The sequence below is a fragment of the Streptomyces sp. CBMA152 genome (genome assembly GCF_014596475.1).
In the GTDB taxonomy this organism is placed as follows: Bacteria; Actinomycetota; Actinomycetes; order Streptomycetales; family Streptomycetaceae; genus Streptomyces.
On sequence record NZ_MECJ01000029.1, the window covers coordinates 585,772 to 599,252 of the forward strand.

12 protein-coding genes are annotated in these 13,481 nt (G+C 71.4%); 9 read left to right on the forward strand and 3 right to left on the reverse strand.

Annotated features, from left to right (window positions below; translation table 11 throughout):
* Window positions 1-41 precede the first annotated feature (41 nt).
* The 8 genes from BG418_RS29790 to BG418_RS29825 are packed head-to-tail and all read left to right on the forward strand — an operon-like array spanning window position 42 to window position 10,123.
* On the forward strand, window positions 42-839 hold the full coding sequence (locus BG418_RS29790) for a TIGR03084 family metal-binding protein (RefSeq protein ID WP_188277078.1): 798 nt from the start codon (window positions 42-44) through the stop codon (window positions 837-839).
* Window positions 836-2,527 carry an acyclic terpene utilization AtuA family protein gene (locus tag BG418_RS29795; RefSeq protein ID WP_188277079.1) on the forward strand — a complete coding sequence of 564 codons (1,692 nt, stop codon included), beginning with the start codon at window positions 836-838 and terminating at the stop codon, window positions 2,525-2,527. Before BG418_RS29790 ends, BG418_RS29795 begins: the two co-directional genes overlap by 4 nt.
* On the forward strand, window positions 2,524-4,125 hold the full coding sequence (locus BG418_RS29800; RefSeq protein WP_188277080.1) for a carboxyl transferase domain-containing protein: 1,602 nt from the start codon (window positions 2,524-2,526) through the stop codon (window positions 4,123-4,125). Before BG418_RS29795 ends, BG418_RS29800 begins: the two co-directional genes overlap by 4 nt.
* 8 nt (window positions 4,126-4,133) lie before the next feature.
* Entirely contained in the window at window positions 4,134-6,044 is a 1,911-nt protein-coding gene (locus tag BG418_RS29805; protein ID WP_188277081.1) for a biotin carboxylase N-terminal domain-containing protein, read from the forward strand.
* Window positions 6,041-7,192: an acyl-CoA dehydrogenase family protein gene (locus tag BG418_RS29810; RefSeq protein ID WP_188277082.1), complete on the forward strand. Its 1,152-nt coding sequence runs from the start codon at window positions 6,041-6,043 to the stop codon at window positions 7,190-7,192. The genes BG418_RS29805 and BG418_RS29810 overlap by 4 nt, the downstream gene beginning before the upstream one ends.
* Window positions 7,193-7,212: 20 nt before the next feature.
* Window positions 7,213-8,805 carry a 4-coumarate--CoA ligase family protein gene (locus tag BG418_RS29815; protein ID WP_188277083.1) on the forward strand — a complete coding sequence of 531 codons (1,593 nt, stop codon included), beginning with the start codon at window positions 7,213-7,215 and terminating at the stop codon, window positions 8,803-8,805.
* Complete coding sequence (locus BG418_RS29820; protein ID WP_188277084.1) at window positions 8,802-9,536, forward strand: enoyl-CoA hydratase family protein; 735 nt, start codon at window positions 8,802-8,804, stop codon at window positions 9,534-9,536. The genes BG418_RS29815 and BG418_RS29820 overlap by 4 nt, the downstream gene beginning before the upstream one ends.
* The gene (locus tag BG418_RS29825) at window positions 9,533-10,123 is read left to right on the forward strand and encodes a TetR/AcrR family transcriptional regulator (protein ID WP_188277085.1); all 591 of its coding nucleotides are present in this window, start codon (window positions 9,533-9,535) and stop codon (window positions 10,121-10,123) included. Before BG418_RS29820 ends, BG418_RS29825 begins: the two co-directional genes overlap by 4 nt.
* Window positions 10,124-10,169: 46 nt before the next feature.
* Here the strand turns inward: BG418_RS29825 and BG418_RS29830 are convergent, their stop codons facing one another.
* Window positions 10,170-10,439, reverse strand: coding sequence for a hypothetical protein (locus BG418_RS29830; RefSeq protein ID WP_188277086.1), 270 nt, complete (start codon window positions 10,437-10,439; stop codon window positions 10,170-10,172).
* A gap of 371 nt (window positions 10,440-10,810) precedes the next feature.
* Window positions 10,811-11,440: a pyridoxamine 5'-phosphate oxidase gene (gene pdxH, locus BG418_RS29835; RefSeq protein WP_188277287.1), complete on the reverse strand. Its 630-nt coding sequence runs from the start codon at window positions 11,438-11,440 to the stop codon at window positions 10,811-10,813.
* Window positions 11,441-11,825: 385 nt separating this feature from the next.
* Here pdxH and BG418_RS29840 point away from each other — a divergent pair, with 385 nt between their 5' ends.
* On the forward strand, window positions 11,826-12,926 hold the full coding sequence (locus BG418_RS29840; RefSeq protein ID WP_188277087.1) for a citrate synthase 2: 1,101 nt from the start codon (window positions 11,826-11,828) through the stop codon (window positions 12,924-12,926).
* A 103-nt stretch (window positions 12,927-13,029) separates the two neighbouring features.
* Here BG418_RS29840 and BG418_RS29845 read toward each other — a convergent pair whose 3' ends face one another.
* Window positions 13,030-13,410: a VOC family protein gene (locus tag BG418_RS29845; RefSeq protein ID WP_188277088.1), complete on the reverse strand. Its 381-nt coding sequence runs from the start codon at window positions 13,408-13,410 to the stop codon at window positions 13,030-13,032.
* Between the last annotated feature and the right edge of the window lie 71 nt (window positions 13,411-13,481).

Sequence of the window (13,481 nt, forward strand, 5' to 3'; positions counted from 1 at the left end):
GACACGCACCGCCGTATCCCCGCCCGAAGGGAACCGCACCCGTGTCCGATCCGACCACCGTCGTGCTCGATGATCTGCGCGACGAAGGGGATGAACTCGACCGGCTGGTCGGCGAGTTGGACCCCGGCGAGTGGGGGCGGGGTACCGCCGCCGAAGGGTGGAGCGTCGCGCATCAGATCGCGCATCTGGCCTGGACCGACCGGGCCGCGTTGCTTGCCGTGACCGATGCCGAGGGCTTCGCCGTCGAGGTCGAGAAGGCGGCGAAAGCTCCCGACAGCTTTGTCGACGAGGGCGCTGAGGAGGGGGCCCGGCTGGCCCCCGCCGAACTCCTCGCCCGCTGGCGGGACGGGCGTGTCCAACTGCAGAACGCCCTCCGCACCGTACCCCCCGGCGCCCGTTTCCCCTGGTACGGGCCGCCCATGTCCACCGCCTCCATGGCCACCGGCCGCCTGATGGAGACCTGGGCCCACGGCCAGGACGTATGGGACGCCCTCGGCCGCACCCGCAAGCCCACCCCCCGCCTCCGGCACGTCGTGCGGATCGGGGTGCGGGCTCGGGACTTCGCCTTCGCCGTAAGGGGGTTGGCCGCGCCCACGGAGGAGTTCCGGGTCGAGCTCGCCGCCCCGGACGGCGAGGAGATCTGGACGTACGGGCCCGAGAACGCCGAGCAGCGCGTCACCGGCCCCGCCCTCGACTTCTGCCTCCTCGTCACGCAGCGCGTACACCGCACGGACACCGCCATCCAAGCCGTGGGCCCCGATGCCGACCGGTGGCTCGACATCGCCCAGGCCTTCGCGGGGCCGCCCGGGCCGGGACGCGCGCCCAAGGGGGCCCGATGAACCCGGAGCGCCGCCCCCTCCGTATCGGTAACTTCTCCGGCTTCTACGGCGACCGCTTCGACGCGATGCGCGAGATGCTGACCGGCGGGCCCCTCGACGTCCTCACCGGGGACTATCTCGCCGAGCTCACCCTCCTCATCCTCGGCCGCCACCGCCTCAAGGACGCCCGCCTCGGCTACGCCAAGACGTTCCTTCGGCAGTTGGAGGAGTGTCTCGCCCTAGCGCATGAGCGTGGTGTGCGGATCGTCGCCAATGCCGGGGGGCTCAATCCCGCCGGACTCGCCGACGCCATCCAGGAGTTGGCGGGCCGCGTCGGTGTGCCCGCGCGCGTCGCGTACGTCGAGGGTGACAGCCTGCCCCTTCCCCCCGGCGCCCTCACCGCCAACGCCTACCTCGGCGGTGCCGGCATCACCGCCTGCCTCGCCGCCGGGGCGGACGTCGTCGTCACCGGGCGCGTCACCGACGCGGCCCTGGTCACCGGGCCCGCCGTGTGGTGGCACGGGTGGGGGCCGGAGGAGTACGACCGGCTCGCGGGCGCGGTCGTCGCCGGGCACGTCCTGGAGTGCGGTACGCAGGCGACCGGCGGCAACTACTCCTTCTTCGGCGACCACGACATACGCCGCCCCGGCTTCCCCCTCGCCGAGATCCACGCCGACGGCAGCAGCGTCGTCACCAAACACCCCGGCACCGGCGGCGTCGTCGACATCGGCACCGTCACCGCGCAACTCCTGTACGAGACCGGCGCCGCCCGCTACGCCGGACCCGACGTCACCGCCCGGCTCGACACCGTACGGCTGGCAACGGACGGGACCGATCGGGTGCTCATCAGCGGCGTGCGCGGCGAAGCCCCGCCCCCCACCCTCAAGGTCGGCCGCACCCGCGTCGGCGGCTGGCGCAACGAGGTCGTCTTCGTCCTCACCGGGCTCGACATCGAGGCCAAGGCCGCACTCGTCCGGGAGCAGGTGGAGGATGCTTTCGGGCGCGCCAAGTCGCAGCCCAATCACGTCAGTTGGGAGCTGTCCCGGACCGATCGACAAGACGCCGACACCCAAGAGACCGCCAGCGCCCTCCTCCGGCTCGTCGTCCGCGACAGCGACCCCGACGCCGTCGGCCGTACGGTCACCGGCGCCGCCATCGAGCTCGCCCTCGGCAGCTACCCGGGCTTCCATGTGACGGCCCCGCCCGCCAAGGGCACCCCGTACGGGGTCTTCGAAGCGGCGAGCATCGACATCGGCGACGTCGCGCACACCGCCGTACTCCCGGACGGCACCCGGGAGGTGATACCCCCGGCCCCACACACCCGCCCACTCGCGCCCGTCCCCGAACCCCCGCTCCCCGCCCCACCACCCCCCGGGCCGACCCGCCGCGTACCCCTCGGTCTCCTCGCAGGCGCCCGCAGCGGCGACAAGGGCGGGGACGCGAACATCGGCGTCTGGGTGCGCACCGATGACGCCTGGGCCTGGCTCGCGCACACCCTGACCGTGGATCTGCTGAAACAACTGCTTCCCGAATGCGCCGAGTTGGATGTCGAGCGACACGTCCTCCCCCACCTCCGCGCCCTCAACTTCACCGTCCACGGCCTCCTCGGCGAAGGCGTCGCCTCGCAGGCCCGGTTCGACCCGCAGGCCAAGGCGCTCGGCGAATGGCTGCGCGCGCGGCATCTGGACATACCGGAGGCACTGCTGTGACCGTCCTGCCCACCGCACTCGACACCGCCGGGCCCGAGTACGCCGCCCACCGCGAGGCCATGCTCGGCAAGCTGGCCGAGCTCGACGCCGAGCACGCGAAGGCGCTCGCGGGCGGCGGCGCCAAGTACGTCGAACGCCATCACAAGCGGGGGAAGTTGCTCGCCCGGGAGCGTATCGAGCTGCTGCTCGACCCGGACACGCCCTTCCTGGAGTTGTCGCCGCTCGCCGCCTGGGGGAGCGAGTATCCGGTCGGCGGCTCGATGGTCACCGGGATCGGGGTCGTCGAGGGCGTCGAGTGTCTGATCACGGCCAACGACCCGACCGTACGCGGCGGCGCCTCCAACCCGTGGACGCTCAAGAAGGCGCTGCGCGCCAACGAGATCGCGTACGCCAACCGGCTCCCGTGCATCAGCCTCGTCGAGTCCGGCGGCGCCGATCTGCCGTCCCAGAAGGAGATCTTCATCCCGGGCGGCGCCCTGTTCCGCGACATCACCCGGCTCTCGGCCGCCGGGATCCCCACGATCGCCGTCGTGTTCGGGAACTCCACCGCCGGTGGCGCGTACGTGCCCGGGATGTCCGACCACACTGTAATGATCAAAGAGCGGTCGAAGGTGTTCCTCGGCGGGCCGCCGCTGGTGAAGATGGCCACCGGCGAGGAGAGCGACGACGAGTCGCTGGGCGGCGCCGAGATGCACGCCCGCACCTCCGGGCTCGCCGACCACTACGCCGTGGACGAGCACGACGCCCTGCGCCAGGCCCGCCGCATCGTCGCCCGCCTCAACCATCGCAAGGCGCACCCCGATCCGGACCCTTTTTACGAGCCGCCCAAGTACGACGAGGACGAGCTCCTCGGGATCGTGCCGGGGGATCTCAAGACCCCCTTCGACCCGCGCGAAGTCATCGCCCGGATCGTCGACGGGTCCGACTTCGACGAATTCAAGCCGCTGTACGGGACCAGCCTGGTCACCGGCTGGGCCACCCTGCACGGCTACCCCGTCGGCATCCTCGCCAACGCCCAGGGCGTGCTCTTCTCCGCCGAGTCGCAGAAGGCCGCCCAGTTCATCCAGCTCGCCAACCAGCGCGACATCCCGCTGCTCTTCCTGCACAACACCACCGGCTACATGGTCGGCAAGGAGTACGAGCAGGGCGGGATCATCAAGCACGGCGCCATGATGATCAACGCGGTCAGCAATTCGAAGGTGCCGCATCTGTCGGTGCTGATGGGTGCGTCGTACGGCGCCGGGCACTACGGCATGTGCGGGCGCGCGTACGACCCGCGGTTCCTCTTCGCCTGGCCCAGCGCCAAGTCCGCCGTCATGGGGCCGCAGCAGCTCGCGGGGGTGCTCTCGATCGTCGCCCGCGCCTCCGCACAGGCCAAGGGGCAGCCGTACGACGACGAGGCGGACGCCGGGCTGCGCGCGATGGTCGAGCAGCAGATCGAGGCCGAGTCCCTGCCGATGTTCCTCTCCGGGCGGCTCTACGACGACGGCGTCATCGACCCCCGCGACACCCGCACCGTCCTCGGCCTGTGCCTGTCCGCCGTCCACACCGCCCCCGTCGAAGGCGCCCGCGGCGGCTTCGGCATCTTCCGGATGTGAGCCCTCAGATGATCACTTCCCTCCTTTTGGCCAACCGGGGCGAGATAGCCTGCCGGGTCTTCCGCACCTGCCGTGACCTGGGCATCTCCACCGTCGCCGTGCACTCCGACGCCGACGCGCACAGCCCGCACGTACGGGAGGCGGACGCGGCCGTGCGGCTGCCGGGGGCCACGCCCGCCGAGACGTATCTGCGCGGCGACCTCATCGTGAAGGCGGCCCTCGCGGCGGGCGCGGACGCCGTGCACCCCGGGTACGGCTTCCTCTCCGAGAACGCCGACTTCGCTCGCGCGGTCGTCGCCGCCGGCCTCACCTGGGTCGGCCCGCCGCCCGCCGCGATCGAGGCGATGGCCTCCAAGACCCGCGCGAAGGAGCTGATGGCCGCCGCCGGGGTGCCGCTGCTCGCCCCCGTCGACCCGGCGAAGGCCACCGACGCCGATCTGCCGTTGCTGCTGAAAGCGGCGGCGGGTGGGGGTGGGCGCGGCATGCGTGTTGTACGTGAACTCGCCGAGCTAGCAGGGGAGTTGGAGGCCGCATCCGTCGAGGCGCGGTCCGCGTTCGGGGACGGTGAGGTGTTCGCCGAGCCGTACATCTCGCGGGGGCGGCACGTAGAAGTCCAGATCATGGCCGACGCGCACGGCACCGTCTGGGCGCTCGGCACCCGGGACTGCTCGCTCCAGCGCCGCCACCAGAAGGTCATCGAGGAGGCGCCCGCGCCCGGGTTGCCCGAGGCGCTGCGGACCCGGCTGCGCACCGCCGCCGTCGCGGCCGCCCGGGCCGTCTCGTACCGGGGAGCGGGCACGGTCGAGTTCCTGGTCGACGCGTCCGGGCGGGCGTACTTCCTGGAGATGAACACCCGCCTCCAGGTGGAACACCCCGTCACGGAGGCCGTGTTCAGGGTCGATCTGGTCGCGCTCCAGCTCCAGGTCGCCGAGGGCGCCGCCCTGTCCGCCGAGCCGCCGCAGGCATCCGGTCACGCCATCGAGGCCCGGCTCTACGCGGAGGACCCGGCCCACGGCTGGACCCCCCAGACCGGCGTCCTGCACCGCCTCGACATCCCGGGCGTACGTCTGGACCGGGGCTACGACGACGGCGACACCATCGGCGTCCACTACGACGCCATGCTCGCCAAGGCGATCGTGCACGCCCCGACCCGCGCGGCCGCCGTCCGCAAGCTCGCCCGCGCGCTCGAACTCGCCCGCGTCCACGGCCCCACGACCAACCGCGACCTGCTCGTACGCTCCCTGCGCCACCCGGACTTCACGGCCGCGCGCCTCGACACCGGGTTTTACGACCGCCACCTGGCCGCCCTGACCGCGCCGCGCGACGGCGAGGCGTACGCTGCCCTCGCCGCCGCCCTGGCCGACGCTTCCCGCAGGGCCTCCCGCTTCGGCGGCGGCTGGCGCAACCTCCCCTCCCAGCCGCAGACCAAGCGCTACGGCGACCACGAGATCCGCTACCGCCTCACCCGGGAAGGGCTCACCGCCGAGGGCTTCCCCGGCGTACGCCTGGAATCCGCCGAGCCCGGCCGCGTACGCCTCGAAGTCGACGGCGTGGCAAGGGATTTCGAGGTCGCGCACTACGGCGACCAGGTGTACGTCGACACCGCCTCCGGCGCGTACGCCCTCACCGCACACCCCCGCTTCACCGACCCCGCCGAACTCGTCACCCCCGGATCGCTGCTCGCGCCCATGCCGGGCGTCGTCGTCCGGGTCGCGGACGGGCTCGCCGAGGGGGACCGGGTGCGGGCGGGGCAGCCGCTGCTGTGGCTGGAGGCCATGAAGATGACCCACCCCGTCACCGCCCCCCACTCCGGCACGCTCACCGCGCTCCACGCCGCCCCCGGCCGCCAGGTCGAGGTCGGCGCCCTGCTCGCCGTCGTCCAGGACGCAACCGAAGCACAGGAGGACCAGCCGTCATGAGCTCAGCACGAAGCAGCGCCATCGAGAGCCAGGAACTCAAGGACCTGCGGGCCGCCGTGGCGGCCCTCGGGCAGCGCCACGGCCGGGGACACGACCGCGAGGCACTGTGGGCCGAGGCCGCCAAGCTCGGCTACCTCGGGGTGAACCTTCCCGAGGCGTACGGCGGCGGGGGCGGCGGTATGGCCGAACTCTCCATAGTCCTGGAGGAGTTGGGGGCTGCGGGCTGTCCGCTGCTGATGATGGTCGTCTCGCCCGCGATCTGCGGCACGGTCATCGCCCGCTTCGGCACCGAGGAGCAGAAGCGGGCCTGGTTGCCGGGGCTCGCGGACGGCTCGCTCACCATGGCCTTCGGCATCACCGAACCCGACGCCGGGTCCAACTCGCACCGCATCACCACCACCGCCCGCCGCGACGCGGAGACCGGCGGCTGGATCCTCACCGGCCGCAAGGTCTTCATCTCCGGCGTCGACATCGCCGACGCCACCCTGATCGTCGGCCGCACCGAGGACGCTCGCTCAGGCAGCCTCAAGCCCTGCCTGTTCATCGTCCCCCGCGACACCCCCGGCTTCGAGCGCTCGCAGATCGACATGGAACTCCAGGCCCAGGAGAAGCAGTTCGAGCTCGTCCTCGACGAGGTGCGCCTGCCCGCCGAGGCGCTGGTCGGCGACGAGGACGCGGGGCTGCTCCAGCTCTTCGCCGGGCTCAACCCCGAGCGGATCATGACGGCCGCGTTCGCGATCGGCATGGGCCGTTACGCGCTCGGCAAGGCCATCGCGTACGCGCGTGAGCGGCAGGTGTGGAAGGCACCCATCGGCGCCCACCAGGCCATCGCGCACCCGCTCGCCCAGGCCCACATCGAGCTCGAACTCGCCCGGCTGATGATGCAGAAGGCCGCCGCGCTGTACGACGCGGGCGACGACATGGGCGCGGGCGAGGCCGCCAACATGGCCAAGTACGCGGCCGGCGAAGCCTGCGTCAAGGCCGTCGACCAGGCCGTCCACACTCTCGGCGGCAACGGCCTCACCCGCGAGTACGGGCTCGCGTCGCTCATCACGGCGGCGCGCGTGGCCAGGATCGCGCCGGTCAGCCGCGAGATGATCCTCAACTATGTCTCGCATCAGACGCTGGGGCTTCCCAAGTCGTACTAGCCGTACTAGGACGTGCCCCCATGGTCTTCCACAGCGAGTACCCCGCCGTCCCGGCCGTCGACGAACCCATCCACCAGGCGGTCCTCGGGCACGCCGTGCCCCGGCACGGCGACGTCACCGCCCTGATCGACGGCACCGACCCGACGGGCGCCACCTCGGTCTCGTACGCCCTGCTGGACGTCCAGCACCGCCGGGTGGCCGCCGCCCTCGCCGAGGCCGGGCTCGCCAAGGGTGACGTCCTCGCCCTGCACAGCCCCAACTCGGTGCTGTTCCCCGCCGTGTTCTACGGCGCCACCAGGGCCGGGGCGTCGGTGACCACCGTCCATCCGCTGGCCACGGCCGAGGAGTTCGCCAAACAGATCGCCGACTCCTCGGCCCGCTTCATCGTCACGATCGCGCCACTTCTGGAGACGGCCCGCCGGGCGGCCGAACTCAGCGGCTCCATAGCCGAGATCTTCGTTTGCGACCGGGCGGACGGCCATCGCTCGGTCCTCGACATGTTCGCCTCCAAGGCGCCGGAACCCGAGGTGTCGATCGACCCCGGCGAGGACATCGCCGTACTGCCGTATTCCTCGGGCACCACCGGCGTCCCCAAGGGCGTCATGCTCACCCACCGCTCGATCGCCACCAACCTGGCGCAGCTCGCCCCGGTGTTCCCGATGAAGCCCGGCGACCGCATCCTCGCGGTCCTCCCCTTCTTTCACATCTACGGCCTCACCGCGCTGCTCAACGCCCCACTGCGGTACGGCGCCACGGTCGTGGTGCTGCCGCGCTTCGACCTCGACCAGTTCCTGGCGGCGATCGAACGCCACCGGATCACGGGGTTGTACGTTGCCCCGCCGATAGTGCTGGCGCTGGCCAAGCACCCGTCGGTGGCGCAGTACGACCTGTCCTCGCTGGAGTACGTGGTGAGCGCGGCGGCCCCACTCGACGCCCAGCTCGCGGCTGCCTGCTCGGCCCGCCTGAAACTCCCGCCGATACGCCAGGCGTACGGCATGACCGAACTCTCGCCCGGCACCCACGTCGTCCCCCTCGCGGCCACGAACCCGCCGCCGGGCTCGGTCGGCAAACTCCTGCCCGGCACCGAGATGCGCATTCTGTCGCTGGACGACCCGGAGAAGGACCTGGGCACCGACGAACCCGGCGAGATCGCCATTCGAGGCCCGCAGGTCATGAAGGGCTACCTAGGCCGCCCCGACGCCACCGCCGCGATGATCGACGCGGAGGGGTGGGTGCACACGGGCGACATCGGCCAAGTGGACGCCGACGGATGGCTGTTCGTGGTGGACCGCGTGAAGGAGTTGATCAAATACAAGGGCTTCCAGGTCGCCCCGGCGGAGCTGGAGGCCCTGCTCCTGGCCCATCCGTCCATCGCGGACGCGGCGGTGATCGGCGTGTACGACGAGGACGGCGCGGAGGTGCCGTGTGCGTACGTGGTCCGGGCGGCGAGTGCGCCGGATCTGACGGCGGACGAGGTGATGACGTATGTGGCCGAGCGGGTGGCGCCGTACAAGAAGGTGCGCAGGGTGGAGTTCATCGAGGAGGTGCCGCGGGCGCAGTCGGGAAAGATCCTGCGGCGCGAACTGAGGGATCGTCAGAAGGGCGAGGCGTGACGTATATAGGCAGTTCGCAGGACCGGGGCATCCGCACCCTGACACTCGACTCACCGGCCAACCGGAACGCGCTGTCGGCGGGTCTGGTCCGGGAGTTGGGCGAGGCGCTGGCGGGGTGTGCGGTGGAGCCGGACGTACGGGCGGTGGTGCTGACCCACACCGGCTCCACGTTCTGCGCGGGCGCCGACCTCAAGGCGCCGCCGGACCCGGCCGCGTTCGTGGCACTGATGCGGTCGGTGGTGGAGCTGCCGAAGCCGGTGGTGGCGAGGGTGAAGGGCCACGTACGGGCAGGCGGGCTCGGCCTGCTCGGCTCCTGCGACATCGCGGTGGCGGGCCCGGAGTCGACGTACGCCTTCACGGAGTCCCGCCTCGGCCTCGCTCCTGCCGTGATCTCCATGCCGCTGCTGCCGCGCATGGACCCTCGTGCGGCGGCGCGGTACTACCTCACGGGTGAGCGCTTCGGCCCGGAGGAGGCGGTGAGGGCGGGCCTGCTGACGTCGTGGGCGCAGGATGTGGACTCGTGTCTTGAGCCGATCCTGGAGGGGCTTCGCAAGGCATCCCCCGGGGGCCTGGCGGCATCGAAGGCGCTGGTCACGGCTACGGTGGTGGAGATGTTCGACCGCTGCACGGAAGACCTGAGCGCGCGTTCGGCGGCCCTGTTCGCCTCGGCCGAGGCGAAGGAGGGCGTGACGGCGTTCCTGGAACGACGGGATCCGGAATGGGTGCGATGACGTCTGCGACCGCTTCCGCCAAGGAGCCGAAGCAGGACCGCAGCCGGGCGACGCGGCAGCGCCTGCTTGAGGCGGCGGTGGCGTGCCTGGCGGAACGGGGCTGGTCGGGCTCGACGGTCTCCGTGGTGGCGGAACGAGCCGGAGTCTCGCGCGGCGCGGCGCAACACCACTTCCCGACGCGGGAGGACCTGTTCACGGCGGCGGTGGAGTACGTGGCGGAAGAGCGTTCCACGGCGCTGCGTGCCCTGGGCCCCACGGACCGCCCCACGGTGGTGGCCCGCCTGGTCGACCTCTACACGGGCCCACTGTTCCGCGCGGCCCTGCACCTGTGGGTAGCGGCGTCAAACGAGCCCCAACTGCACGCGAGGGTACGGGAGTTGGAAGCAAGGGTGGGAAGGGAATCCCACCGCATCGCGATAGCCCTGCTGGGCGCGGACGAATCGGTCCCCGGCGTACGCGAAACGGTCCAGGGCCTCCTCGACATGGCGCGGGGCCTGGGCCTGGCGAACCTGCTGACGGACGACAAGGCGCGCCGGGAACGGGTGGTGGCGCAGTGGTCTCGGCTGGTGGAGTCGGCGCTGGCGTGAGCGGGTGGGGGTTGAGGGCGCCGGCGCGCCCTCAACCGCTCACTACTTACGAGTTGTTCTCGGCATCCTCACAAGCCTTGGCATGCCGGCGAAGGTCCTCGGCGTCCCGGTGCGCCTTGGCAGCAGCATCACGCTCGCCCAGCGCGTTGAGTTCATCGGCCTTCCGGTCGAGCTGAGCGGCATCCTGCCGCAGCTTCGCCGGCTCACAGGTGATCACCCCACTGGCAGCGGAAGCCTTGGCGGGGGCGGCCTGCGCGGGCGCGGCGGTAACGGCTATACCACCGGCAAGCAGAGCGGCGGCGAGAACGGTGGTCACGGTGCGACGCATCGTCGTACTCCAAATCCCGGGCCGTGGGGGCCCGTTGTGGGGGGACTGGTCCTTGATCGACTTTACCTGGGCTTGGGGTGAAACGATCAAGAGGGCCGAACCGTCGATTTAATTCGGTTGTAGGCGTCCGCAGGGCTTCCTAATGTGTGGGACACACGAGAGAGGAGGTGGTTCGGCAGATGTATGAGTACCGGACGCGTGAGGTGACTGCGGGCTAGCGCCTGTCAGTCGCACTCTTTGAGTGGGGTCGGCTCGCGCCGGCCTGAATCCCAGCAGTCACCGACCCGCGGGCTCGCCGGTACGTCCGGCCGGCTTCTCTTCGGAGGAACCCGAGCCCGCGGGTTTCTGCATGCGCAGGATCACGGGCTCAGGCGTTCCACTTGCCACGCCCCCGCGCCATCCGTCACGTATCGCAGTCTGTCGTGCAGGCGGTTCTCGTGGCCCTGCCAGAGTTCGACCGTCTCGGGTACCACCCGGTAGCCGCCCCAGTTCGGGGGGACCGGGATCTCCGGGCCGCCCTCGGGGTATTGGGTCGCCAACTCCTCGTACTGGCGCGTCAGTTCGTCTCGTGACGCGATCACCGTCGACTGCGCGCTCGCCCAGGCGCCCAGCTGGGAACCGTGGGGGCGGGTGCGGAAGTACGCCTCGGTCTCCTCTCGGGGGACCTGGGTCGCCGTGCCCGTGACGATGATCTGGCGGGCGATCTGATGCCAGGGGAAGAGCAGCGAGATGTGTGGGTTCGCCGTCAGTTCCCGGGCCTTGCGGGAGGTGTAGTTCGTGTAGAAGACGAAGCCTCGGTCGTCGTACGCCTTCAGCAGGACCGTGCGGGTCGAGGGGTGGCCGTCGGGGGTCGCCGTGGCGACGACCATGGCGTTCGGCTCGTGCAGTCCGGCGGTGACGGCCTCTTTGAACCAGCGCGCGAACTGGGCCATGGGGGTGGCGGCGAGGTCCGCCTCGTCGAGGAGTGTCGTGCGGTACTGGCGGCGCATGGCGGCGGGGTCGTGGTCGGTCACGGCGTCATCCTGCCGCACCCCGTCGAGGGCGGGGCGGCGTCATCCGGCCGTACTCCGTCGAGAGTGCGACGGTGTCCCGGCCGCACTCCGTCATGGGCGCGGCCGCGTCTTCCCGTCGGACACGCGAATGGCACGGCGTGTCAGTTTTCCCGGCACGGAGGGTCGCCAACCCTTCTCGCGCCAAATGGCGCAGTGTGCCGGATGTCACGCTTCCCCGCACCCGTTGAACCCGCCAAACTCTGCGCTGGGCCACTGTGGCCCCCCTACGACCCGGTGGGTGATTTCGCCGCCGCACGGGGCATGACGGGGGAAGGGGCGCCCCCTGCCCGACCCATTTCCGCGCATCATGAGGAGCCGCCTGATGTCCGACTTCGTACCCGGACTTGAAGGAGTCGTCGCGTTCGAGACGGAGATCGCCGAACCCGACAAGGAGGGGGGCGCCCTTCGCTACCGTGGCGTCGATATCGAGGACCTCGTCGGCCATGTGTCGTTCGGGAACGTGTGGGGGCTGCTCGTCGACGGGGCCTTCAACCCGGGCCTGCCGCCGGCCGAGCCGTTCCCGATCCCCGTCCACTCCGGTGACATCCGCGTCGACGTGCAGTCCGCGCTCGCGATGCTCGCGCCGGTGTGGGGGCTGAAACCGCTGCTCGACATCGACGAGCAGACCGCCCGCGACAACCTGGCCCGGGCCGCCGTCATGGCGCTGTCGTACGTCGCCCAGTCGGCGCGCGGTCAGGGGCTGCCGATGGTGCCGCAGAAGGAGATCGACAAGGCGGAGTCCGTCGTCGAGCGGTTCATGATCCGCTGGCGCGGTGAGCCCGACCCGAAGCATGTGAAGGCCGTCGACGCGTACTGGACGTCAGCCGCCGAGCACGGCATGAACGCGTCGACGTTCACCGCGCGCGTCATCGCCTCCACCGGCGCCGACGTGGCCGCCGCGCTCTCCGGCGCGGTCGGCGCGATGTCCGGGCCGCTGCACGGCGGCGCGCCCTCGCGCGTCCTCGGCATGATCGAGGAGATCGAGCGGACCGGCGACGCCACCGCGTACGTGAAGAAGGCGCTCGACAAGGGCGAGCGTCTGATGGGCTTCGGGCACCGGGTGTACCGCGCCGAGGACCCCCGCGCGCGCGTGCTGCGCCGCACCGCCAGGGAGCTGGGCGCGCCGCGCTTCGAGGTCGCGGAGGCGCTGGAGAAGGCCGCCCTGGAGGAGCTGCACGCCCGCCGCCCCGACCGGGTGCTGGCCACGAACGTCGAGTTCTGGGCCGCGATCATGCTGGACTTCGCGGAGGTCCCGGCGCACATGTTCACGTCGATGTTCACCTGCGCCCGTACGGCGGGCTGGTCGGCGCACATCCTGGAGCAGAAGCGGACGGGCCGTCTGGTGCGCCCGTCGGCCCGCTACATCGGCCCGGGCCCGCGCGACCCGCGCGCGGTGGAGGGGTTCGAGGGCATCGGGGCCTGACACCCCGAGCCGCTCGCGTCCGTACGGCCTTGTTCCGTACGGACGTCGTACGCGTGTGGCGCCGCCCCGGGGACGGGGGTGGCGCCACACGCGCGTGCGGCGCCTATCGCGTGCCCAGCCGTTCCCCCGCGCTGCGCTCCACGCAGAACTCGTTCCCCTCCACGTCGGCCATCGTGACCCAGCCCGAGCCGTCGGGGCGGCGGTGGTCCCCGGCGACGGTGGCGCCGAGCGCGAGCAGGCGGGTGACCTCCTCGTCGCGGGTGCGGTCCTCGGGCTGGAGGTCGAGGTGGACGCGGTTCTTGACCGACTTGGTGTCGGGGACCGTGACGAACAGGAGAGTCGTGGACCCGGCCGTGACCAGCGCCTCGGGGTCGCCGGGGAAGTCCTCGTCGGAGAGGCTGCCGTCGAGGGCCGCGGCCCAGAACGTGGCCAGGCGGTACGCGTCGGCGCAGTCGAACGTCACATGACGTATCAGAGAGGTCATGGCCGTCACTATGTGCGCGACGGGTGGGTCTGGAAAGGCGTTTGTTTCCGGACTTCCCGGCCCCCGCCCAC